Origin of the sequence: Flavobacterium gelidilacus DSM 15343 (assembly GCF_000422685.1) — a bacterium.
GTDB classification, from domain to species: domain Bacteria; phylum Bacteroidota; class Bacteroidia; order Flavobacteriales; family Flavobacteriaceae; genus Flavobacterium; species Flavobacterium gelidilacus.
The window spans coordinates 1-12373 of sequence record NZ_AUGN01000001.1 but is presented as its reverse complement, the minus strand read 5'-3'; the positions used below and the strand labels follow the sequence as shown (position 1 = coordinate 12373).

Here is a 12373-nt window from a genome sequence, read left to right as displayed (position 1 = left end):
TTTACGACAAGAAAAAATGACAAAAGAACAAATAGGAATAATTTAACAAAAATCACAATTTGACGTATTATTTTTAATTTATCAGCAACAAAATGTATTTTATTTTAATATTTTATTAATAAAAAACAAAACAAACGAATTAACTAATTATTAAATTGTTAATAACTAACTCTTTTAATCGATTAAAGACTGTTCTTAAACGAATTTATTATTCCCATAGTTGAATATTCAGTAAACTAATTTACATTTGTAAGGTATTAGTTGGGGCAAATTAGTCTGAACTAACACAATAGACATATAAAATATTATAAGAATAGGTATGAAACAAACTTTACTCAAAAGGTTAACTGTTTTGTTGTGCATTGTTGCGTCTGTGTTTAATTTTGATGCAAATGCTGAAGGTACAAAAACAGTTTCACCAACATCTAGTAACTTAACTTCATTAGTTATTATCCCTTATCGTAATTCGGGTTCGTTTTTAAATTGTAACGAAGACAACCGAATTTATTTTCGAATTAAAGACCATACAGTAGAAAATTTCTATTTTGGTTTTGATTGGAGACAATACGCAAATGGTGTTACTTCTGGTACAATTCCAAATTTAACTGATGTTTACTATAGAATTAGAAGACCTGATGGAAGTGTTATAGTTGGTCCAACTTTATGGAATCCAAATAACTCCGCTGGAAAAATTAATACTTATGCTCAAGCCTTAGCTGGACCAAATATTAACGGCCTAAACCCAACTGGATATACACCTATAGCTTTTGATCCGTCAGTAAATGGTGAGTTTTGGATAGAAATGTATAGAAGTAATGATGGTGGCGCAACAATGATTCCAAATGGGAATAGTGGAAATTCAAGTAATTGGGCTCATTCTCCATATTTTGATTTTACGGTTGCTAAAGCTAACAATACAGTATATGGTGGAAGAGTTCATTCTGATAAATGGGCATTTGTCGCGGTTCAGCCAATAAATGGAGCAGAAGTTCAGTTTTCTGTTAACATTAATGCTTCCTCTTCGCCACAATTATTTGCTTACACAGATGATAAAGCAATTGTAAAAATCGAATTCCAACCAAACTTTAGACCTGTTGCTTATGATGTTGCAGTAAATAGTTATGGAGTTGTTAACACAAGTAACTTTGCTGTTAATAGACGCTCCATAAATTCAAGTGTTTCACCTTCCTTTCAAAATGGATATAAAATATTTTTAAATCAACCCGATTCAACGGTTTATCCAATTGCATCAGTTCCACTGTTGCCAAAGTTTATAAATCCTGCAATAAGTGGTTGTGGTCCAATGTATGCCATAAGATTTGATGCACCAGAATCAGGTGATATTAAAATTTTATTTAATTTAAATGGAGTTCCAGGTTATCAAGCTGGTACAGCCGATAGAATTCTAGAATTATTTAATGTCCCAGCCGGATATAATGAGGCCCAATGGGATGGTTTAGATGGTTTAGGAAATAATGTAAATAATACAACTACGATACAGTTATCATTGATTTTATTAAAAGGTAGATTTAATTTACCTATATATGATGCTGAAATTAATGCTAACGGTATTAAAGTATCTCTTGTTGCTCCTATTTCTGTTCCAAATGCACAAATGTATTGGGATGATAGTTTATTGACTCAGGTAGGTACAACTTGTGATGCTAGTTTTAATAATACCAGTAATATTACTGGAGCAGGTTTAAATAACTCTACAATAGGTTCTGTTTCACCAGCACATGCATGGAGTGGAAACGGAAATATTGGAAATGTAATTCCGGCACCAATAGTTAATGGAAATCAAGATGATAATATTTTATGTAATGATTTTGGAAACATTAGAGTAATTAACACTTGGGGATGGGGGATTTATACTCAAGATGTTTTTACAAATGCAAAAAAAGGATGTGTTGATTTATACGTAGATATTAATGTAAACAATACAACACCAAATGTAGGTTCTAATGTAACATTTACAATATTAGCAGGAAATAATGGAGCTAATACGGGAACAAATATTAATGTAACTGGACTTTTACCTAATGGATATACTTATGTAAGTTCTTCTCAAACAGGGGGAACTTATAATCAAACAACTGGTTCATGGACTATTCCTTCACTTACAAATGGACAAACACAAACTTTAACAATAACTGCAACCGTTTTGCCACAAGGAGAATATAATTTTCCTGCTTCAATAACTGGTTTTGAATTTGATCCAATTTTATCAAACAATGAAGATTTAATTAGAGTTGAGCCAACTCCAATTACTGATTTAGGAGTTGTTAAAACTGTAAATAACTCAAATCCACAAGTAGGTTCTCAAGTAATATTTACAATTGCTGTTAACAATTACGGACCAAGTAATGCAACAGGAGTTTCTGTTAATGATTTGCTTCCTTCAGGATATTTATATGTATCAAATACAGCTTCTGTAGGTTCATATAATTCTTCTACAGGAATTTGGACTATTGGTGATATGTCAGTTGGTTCAACTGGAACCTTAACAATAACAGCTACAGTAAAAGCAACAGGTGTTTATAAAAATATTGCTACCATAACAGGAAACGAATTAGATACTAATACTCCAAATAATACTTCTAGTGTTACACCAAATGCTAATCCAGTATCTGATATTGCAGTAACAAAAATGGTAAGTAATGCTACTCCATTAGTTGGAACAAATGTTATTTTTACAATAAATGTAACAAACAATGGTCCAAGCAATGCTACTAATACTATAGTAACTGATCTTTTACCTAGTGGATATATTTACGCTTCTCACACTCAAACTGCAGGAACTTATGTTTCTAGTACTGGAGTTTGGACTGTAGGTACACTGAATAACGGTATTACAAGAACATTGACTATTACAGCAACAGTTCTAAATTCTGGTAATTATACTAATACAGCAACAGCTACAAGTAGTAATACCGATCCAAATATAAATAACAATACAGCTAGTGCGAGTACTTCTCCAGTTAAAAACGCTGATTTATCAATTGTAAAAACAGTAAGCAACACTACTCCAAATGTAGGTTCTAATGTAGTTTTTACTGTAACTGTAACGAATAATGGTCCAAGTACAGCTAGTAATATAATAGTAACAGAAGCTTTTCCAAGTGGGTATACTGTTAATAATGTAACAGTAAGTGCTGGACAATACAATCCAAATGTTAACTGGACTAACTTTAACCTTCTTTCAGGCCAAACGGCAACATTGACAGCTAATGTAACTGTTAATGGTTCAGGAAATTATTTAAATACTGCAACAATCACTTCTAGTAGTGTTGTTGATCCAGTAAGTTCAAATAATACTTCAAATGCAACTACAACACCAAACCCAGTAACGGACTTAAGTGTTACAAAAACAGTAAATAATCAAACTCCTTTAGTAGGCTCGAATGTTATATTTACTATTGTGGTTGCTAATACTGGTCCAAGTAACGCAACTGGGGTATCTGTTCAAGATTTATTACCAAACGGCTATTCTTTTGTTTCATTTACGGCAACTTCTGGAAATTATAATAGCACAACTGGTGTTTGGAATGCTGGAAGTATTTTAGCAAATGGAACAAAAACTTTAACAATAACTGCTACAGCTCTTCAAACGGGTACTTATGTAAATACAGCAACCGTTACTGGAAATGAGATTGATCCTAATTTGACGAACAATACATCATCAGCCTCAACAACTCCAAATGTAATAGCTGATTTAGCTGTTGTAAAAACGGTAAACAATTCAACTCCTTTAGTTGGAAGTCAAGTTACTTTTACTGTAACTGTTACCAATAATGGACCAAGTAATTCTCAAGATGTAGAAGTTAGTGATTTATTGCAAAATGGATACACTTATGTATCTAGCACTGCTACTTTAGGATTTTATAACTCAACAACAGGATTATGGGATATAGGAAACTTAGCTAATGGAAACGTTGCTTCTTTAGATATTGTTGTTACTGTAAATAATGCAGGACCTTATTCAAATACTGCAACCGTAACTCAAACTTTTACTGATCCTAATCCTGGAAATAACACATCAACAGTTACAACTACTCCAGTTCCTAAAAGTGATTTAATTGTAACAAAAACTGTTGACAATCAAACCCCTTTAATGGGTCAAAATGTAACGTTTACAATTGAATTAACAAATGCTGGTCCAAGTAATGCTACTGGAATTGTTGTAGCAGAAGCTTTACCTTCAGGTTATACATATGTTAGTCACACTGCTACTTCAGGTTCTTATAACCAAGCACAATGGACATTAAGTTCATTAGCAAATGGAGCTTCACAAACACTAACAATTGTTGCTTTAGTAAATCCAACAGGAAATTATTCAAACACAGCTACTGCTTTTGGAAATGAATTTGATCCAAATGTTTCTAATAACACATCAACTTCTACCCCAACTCCAATTCCAAATGCGGATTTGTCCGTTTTGAAAACAGTGGATTTGGCAACTCCGAATGTAGGAAATGTAATTACATTTACTATAGTAGCAACAAACAATGGTCCAATAAATGCAACTGGTGTTAAAGTTAATGACTTATTACCTGCTGGATATACTTATTTATCGAGTACAACTTCTATTGGAACTTATAATAACACTTCTGGTTTATGGACTATTGGTAACTTAAACAATGGAATTAGTCAAACGTTGACTGTTACGGTTCAAGTTAATGCAAATGGACCTTATACTAATATTGCTAACGTTGTTGGTGATCAATTTGATCCTAATCTTAATAATAATAGCTCTATTTCTTCTCCTATAGTTGGACAAGTAGCTGATTTAGCAGTTGTAAAAACAGTAAATAACGCTTCTCCTCAAGTAGGTCAAAATGTTATATTTACTATAACTGTTAATAATAATGGTACTAGTAATGCTACCGGAGTTATTGTTCAAGATTTACTTCCTAGTGGTTATACTTATGTTTCACATATTGCTCCTGGTGGTTCATCTTATAGTAATACTTCAGGAATATGGAATATTGGAAATTTAAATACTGTTCAAACTAGAACATTAACAATTACTGCAACAGTAAATAATAGTGGTAATTACACGAATATAGCCACTGTTTCTGGAAATCAATCAGATAATAATCCTTCTAATAATATATCGTCAGTTTCAGTTACTCCTGTAAGATTAGCTGATTTAGGAGTTACAAAAACTGTAAATAATGCTACACCAACTGTTGGAAATAATGTTGTGTTTACAATAGTTGCAACCAACAACGGACCAAGTAATGCAACAGGTGTAATTGTTAATGATTTATTACCTTCAGGGTATGAATTTGTAAATGCTTCTGCAACATTAGGAGTATATAATAACGGAAATGGAAATTGGGTTATTAATAATTTAACTAATGGTGGTTCTGCTACCTTAACATTAACTGTTAAAGTAAAAGGAAATGGAAATTATTTAAACACTGCAACGATTGATGGAAATGAATTAGATAATGTATCTTCAAATGATACTGCAACTGCTTCTACTACTCCAACTAAAAATGCAGATCTATCAATAACAAATAATGTTGATATTACAACTCCAATCATAGGAAGTAACGTAATTTTCACAATAGTTGCTACAAATAATGGTTTAAGTGATGGAACTGGTGTTACAGTAACAAACACTTTACCAAATGGATATACATTTGTATCAAGCAATCAATCAGTTGGAACTTTTAACCCAACAACAGGTGTTTGGACAATTGGTAATCTACCTTCTGGAACTAGTGAGGTTTTAGAAATAACTGTAACGGTTTTACCAACTGGTAATTACACTGATTCAGCTACTATTACAGGTGTAGAGTTTGACACAGATTTATCAAATAATACTGATACTGCTGTAACAATGCCATTACCAGTAACAGAAATTGCTATAACTAAAACAGTTAACAATGCAACTCCAAACGTAGGTTCTCAAGTAACATTTACAATTAGTGTTATTAATAACGGACCAAGTAATGCTTCAAATGTTGTTGTAACTGATAATTTATTATCTGGTTATACATATCAATCAAATACAACTACAATTGGAACATATAATAATGTTACTGGATTATGGACAATTGGAAACTTAAATAATGGTCAAACACAAACTATGACCATTACTGCTCTTGTTAATCCAAATGGAAATTATTTAAATACTGCAAGTGTAAGTCAAACAGAATATGATTCTGATCCTTCAAATAATTCGAGTAGCACTACTCCAATCCCTAATCCTATATCTGATTTAGCGATTCTAAAAACTGTAAATAATGCAACTCCTTTAGTTGGGTCAAATGTTATATTTACTTTAGTAGCTACAAACAATGGACCAAGTGTTGGAACAGGAGTTTCAGTGGCTGATTTATTGCCTTCTGGATATAGTTATGTAACTTATAGTGCCACACAAGGAACCTATAATAATGTTACTGGAACTTGGACAATTGGTAATTTAAATAATAACCAATCACAAACATTAACAATTACTGCAAAAGTTTTAAATAGCGGTAATTATGTTAATACAGCTGTAATTTCTGGAACAAATACTGATAATGTTATGACAAATAACACTTCTTCAGCTTTCACCACTCCAGTTTTATCCAGTGATATAGCAATACTTAAACAAGTTGATATTGCAACTCCAGACGTAAATGGAAATGTAATATTCTCAATTGTAGTTACTAATAATGGACCAAGTAATGCAACTGGTGTAACAGCAACAGATTTATTACCAACTGGATATACTTACGTTAGTAATGTAGTGTCAGTAGGAAGTTATAATAGTACAAATGGTGTTTGGAATATAGGTGCAATGCTTAATCAAACTACGGTAACTATGGAAATCACTGCTACTGTAAATCCTTCAGGAAATTTTACAAATACAGCTACTGTAACAGCAATTCAAAATGATCCTGTTTTGACTAATAACTCATCTTCTGCTACTACAACTCCATGGCCTTTGGCAGATGTTGGTGTTACAAAAACAGTTAACAATACTACTCCAAATGTTGGTACAGATGTAACCTTCACAGTTATAGCAACTAATTATGGACCAAGTAATGCAACTGGAACTAATGTTGCAGATTTATTACCAAGTGGATATACTTATGTAAGTCACACTGTTACTGCAGGAAATTATAATAATGCAAATGGTAGTTGGACAATAGGAAATTTAAATAATGGCATTTCTCAAACATTAACTATAATTGCTACTGTTAAAACAACAGGTAATTATACTAATACAGCTATTATTGATGCAAATGAAAACGATACAAATACATCTAATACACAAGCTTCAGCTTCGACTACACCAGTTAAATTATCAGATTTAGCGGTTACAAAAACAGTAGATAATCAATTCCCAAATATTGGTAGCAATGTAGTATTTACAATTGTTGCTTCTAATAACGGAATATCAAATGCTACAGGAGTTAGAGTTGATGATGTTTTACCAAGTGGATATAATTATATAACACATGTTGCTGGAATTGGAACTTACAACCCAAATACTGGTGTGTGGAATATTGGTAATATGGCTATAGGAAATACCTATGTTTTAACTGTAACGGCTCAAGTTAATACAATTTCAAACTATACAAATACAGCAGAAATTTCTGGTGACCAAGTTGACCCAAACACAGCAGATAATATATCTTCTGCAACAACTTTTCCAAAAGCAACTATTGTTTTAAATGATGATTATGCTGGACCAATAAATGGTTTATCTGGACAAAATGCTGTTCTAAATGTTTTAGACAATGATTATTACAATGGTATTTCACCAATAAATATTAATGATATTATTTTAACAACTTCTATAGCGGATCCAACTGGTTTTATTACTTTACAACCTAATGGAACTATAAATGTTGCTCCGAATACTCCTGCTGGATTATATGTATTAACGTACCAAGTATGTAATGCAGCTTTACCAACAGATTGTCATACTGCAATTGCAGAAGTACTAGTTGTTGGACCAACAATAGTTGCTAATGACGATAATTATTCAGGAACACCTCTAAATACAACAACAGGATTTACAAATTTATTTAATGTTTATTCTAATGACGTTTATAATTTAAACTTTGTAAACCCAGCAGATGTAACATTAACGTTGATAAATCCTTCTCCTAATTTCACAATTAATCCAACAACTGGTTCTGTTTCGGTTAATCCCAATTTACCTTCAGGAACTTATACTTTTGAATATCAAATTTGTGGTAATTTAAATCCAACTACAAACTGTGATACAGCAATTGTTACGATTGTAATTGAAAATTCAAGAGTTGAAATAAAAGCATTACTTCAAGGTTCGTTATTTGGAACTACTGATGGTAAAATGCGTGATAACTTAAGAACAAACAATGTTATTCCTTTAACTGAACCTTATTCGGCAATGGGAACTGCTGGTAGCGTTAGGTTTAATAGACCTGATTTTGTAGCAAGTGAACAAACTACAAATGCTATTTTAAGCATCACAGGTGATAATGCAATTGTTGATTGGGTATTTGTTGAATTAAGAGATCCTGCAAACAGTTCAATTGTAATGCATACAAAATCAGCCTTAATTCAAAGAGATGGTGATATTGTTGAAAGTTCTGATGGAACAAGTAGTTTAAGTTTTAACAACTTAACAAAAGCTAGTTATTTCATTTCTGTTAAACATAGAAACCATTTAGGAGTAATGACAGCTGTACCGCTTGCTTTCTCTGGAACAAATGCAGTATTTGATTTTAGTTCGGCTACTCCATCTCAATTATGGAATAGTATCACTCCTGTCGATTTTGATGGTTTTGAACAAGAGCAAGAAACTAACGGTAAATATGCAATGTGGGCAGGAAATACAAATGCTGATAATAAAGTTAAATATTCTGGGCCAAATACTGATCAGTCAATTATCTTCAATACAATTTTGAATTATCCAGGAAATGACTTTAATTTTTACAACTTTAATAATGCTTTTCCAGGTTACTTTATGGGAGACGTTAACATGGATGCAAAAGTTAAGTATAGTGGACCAGGAAATGACCCAACATATATTTTCTTTAATGTAATAACTAAGTATACTTTGAATGTGTTGAATTTTTATAATTACAACCTTTTCATAGAGCAAACACCAAATTAAATCTTAACCAGATGATAAATAATAAATACAAAAAGATGAGAAACAAAATAATATTTGGTCTTATTCTGTTAGTAAACTTTTTAGGATATAGTCAAGATATTGACTTAACCCTAAAGTATAACACTACACTTAACAGATATGAAGTTTATGCAAGACCTGATTTTACTCAGAATAACTTTACTTGGGGACCTTCACAAATTTCAGTTGTAGTTCCTGCTTCTGTTGCTAATAGTCCACTTCAAACCTTAACAAGTTATAATGCTGGAAATTGGGGTGATAATTCAATTATATATGCTCCTACTCCGCAACCACAAAGTGATTTTCATGGTTTGGATTCCAGTGGTGCTTTGACAAACTTAGTTGCTGGTGAAGAGTTACTTATTTTTTCATTTACTATTAATGGTGGATGTACTCCTGGTTTAAGACTTTTCAACAATGGTGTAGATCCTGATTCTAGTGATCCTGGAATGTTTGGTGGTGATTTTAGAAATTCTATTGATAACGGTATGATTACCGATGTTTATAATGTGAATTTTAATAATACTGGAACCGTTTGTATTGATGCAATTGATGATAACATGTCCGTTAACTTTCCAAACGGTGGTGTTGTAGGAAACGTATTTACAGACAATGATTTTGGTCAAGACACATTATATGGCACACCAATTAGTAATCCTGCTTTAGTTTCTATAACAGTTCTTACTCCAAATGTAATTACAGGTTTAACAATTAGTCCAAATGGCGATGTAAATGTTCCGGCTAATACACCTCCTGGAAATTATGAAGTTATCTATCAAATTTGTGAAGTTGCTGTTTCAAGTAATTGTGATTCTGCTACTATTTTCATAACTGTAAATGCTCAAATTATTGCAGAAGATGATACAATTACTGCAAATGAAGCTGATGGAACTATTGGAAATATTTTTCCAGATAATGGAGTTGATCCTGATACTTTAAACGGAAACCCTATTACAGTGGGCTCAACTGTAATTATTACTCTTTTAGATAATGGCGGATTAACTGGTTTAGCTATTGATAATAATGGTAATATAACAATTCCTATCAATTCTGATGTAAATAATGGAACTCCTTATGTTGCGGAATACCAAATTTGTGATGCATTAAATCCTGGAATTTGTGATACTGCATTTATAACTATAACTATTGAGCCTTCAATTATTGCTGAAGATGACAATAATTTTACTATTAGTACATCGGAGCAAGGTGTTGTAGGAAATATTTTTGCTAATAATGGTAATGGAATTGATTCATTAGAAACAATAGCTATCACTAATCCTGCATTAGTAAATATTACAATTTTTGGAGTTTCTCCGTTACCTGGCTTAGTAATAAACGCTAATGGTGATATATTTGTTCCACTTAATACAGTTGCACAAAGTTATTCAATTCAGTATCAAATTTGCGAAGTAGCAAATCCTTCTAACTGTGATACTGCAATATTTACAATATATGTTATAGAAACAGAAGATGATTCAGCTTCAGTGCAAGAAAACTCTTTTGTGGATATAGATATATATTTTAATGATACTTTATTTATTGGTGATCCAAATGTTCCTCAATATGGCACATTAACAATTTCAACTTTACCAACCAACGGAACTGTAACTATAACAGATCCTAATGGAACTCCTTTAGATCCAACTGATGATATTGTAACATATACACCAAATACAAATTATAGTGGGCCAGATAGTTTTGAATATACCGTTTGTAATAACAATACGCCTACTGCAAATTGTGATACAGCTTTAGTTACTATAAACGTTACTGCTTCAAGCGCAGACATTGTAACCGTTAAGACAGATAATTCAGCAACTTATACACCTGGAACAAACGTAACTTATACAATTACGGTCACCAACAATGGTCCTGATGACGCAACTAATGTTGTTGTTAATGACCCTCTTCCAACAGGAATTACAACTGCAACTTGGAGTGGAAATAATGGATCTAATGGTGTTGGTGCTCTAACGAACACAATACCAAATTTTGTTAATGGGACTTCAGTTATTTACACCTTAACTCTTACCGTTCCTGCTAATTACACAGGTAATTTAACAAACATTGTTACTGTAACAAGTGATACTTCTGATCCTAACCCATCATGTCCAACATGTACTGATATTGATACTCCTTTATTAGTTATTGATGCTGTTAACGACCCATTTGGTCCTTTAGCGAATAACGTTCCTCATACAATTGATATCTTAAACAACGATACACTAAACGGTGCTCCGTTTAATCCTTCTATTGTAACAGTAACTATAAATCCTAATTCAGTCATTCCTGGTAGCACGTTCAACCCTGCAACGGGTGAAGTAACTGTGCCAGTTGGAACAACTTCTGGAACATATACTATTCCTTATCAAATATGTGAAATAGCTAATCCGACTAATTGTGACAATGCTGTAGTAACTATTATTGTAGAAGATCCTACAAATTCTAATACGATCGATGCAGTAAACGATACCACAAATCCTGTAGATGGTGATGTTGGTGTTACAACTGTGTTAAACGTACTTGATAATGATACACTAAACGGTACACCTATTTTACCTGCTGATGTAAATTTAACTGTAAATACTGTTTTCCAAACTACTCCAACAGGTGGTGTGGTACTAAATCCTGATGGAACTGTGTCTGTTTTACCAAACACTCCTGCTGGAATATACACAGCTACTTATACAATATGTGAAGTAGCAACGCCTACCAATTGTGATACTGCTAACGTTATCGTTACAGTAACTACTGCTACTGATCCTGTTACAATCATAGCTAATGATGATGATGCTTCTATAACTCCTGTTAATGCAACTTTAGGTCAACAAAATCTAATCAATATATATACTAATGATATTTTAAACGGTACTCCGGTTGTACAAACTGATGTAACGCTTTCTATACTTACTCCATTTACAACGCCAAACATCACTATAGATACTAATGGAAATGTAGATGTAGCACCAAACACACCAGATGGAACATACACCCTTACATACCAAATATGTGAAATTGCTAATCCAACTAATTGTGATACAGCAAACGTAATTGTTGTAGTTGAAGCTCCTGTTAACACAACCAACGCTATTGCAGATATCAATGTGACTTATGTTGATACTCCTGTTTCTGGAAATGTGTTGACTAATGATTATGATTTAGAAGGTGATACTCAAACGGTAACAACTACCACATTAACTAATGCTGGTGAAGGAACTGTTGTATTCAATACAAATGGAACTTATA

2 protein-coding genes are annotated in these 12373 nt (G+C 32.5%); both read left to right on the top strand.

Annotation, left to right across the window (positions count from 1 at the left end; genetic code table 11):
• Positions 1–319: 319 nt before the first annotated feature.
• Entirely contained in the window at positions 320–9109 is an 8790-nt protein-coding gene (locus G507_RS17150; RefSeq protein ID WP_084518906.1) for a DUF11 domain-containing protein, read from the top strand.
• A gap of 35 nt (positions 9110–9144) precedes the next feature.
• A partial coding sequence (locus G507_RS17445; protein WP_157496446.1) for an Ig-like domain-containing protein occupies positions 9145–12373 on the top strand: 3229 nt, incomplete at its 3' end.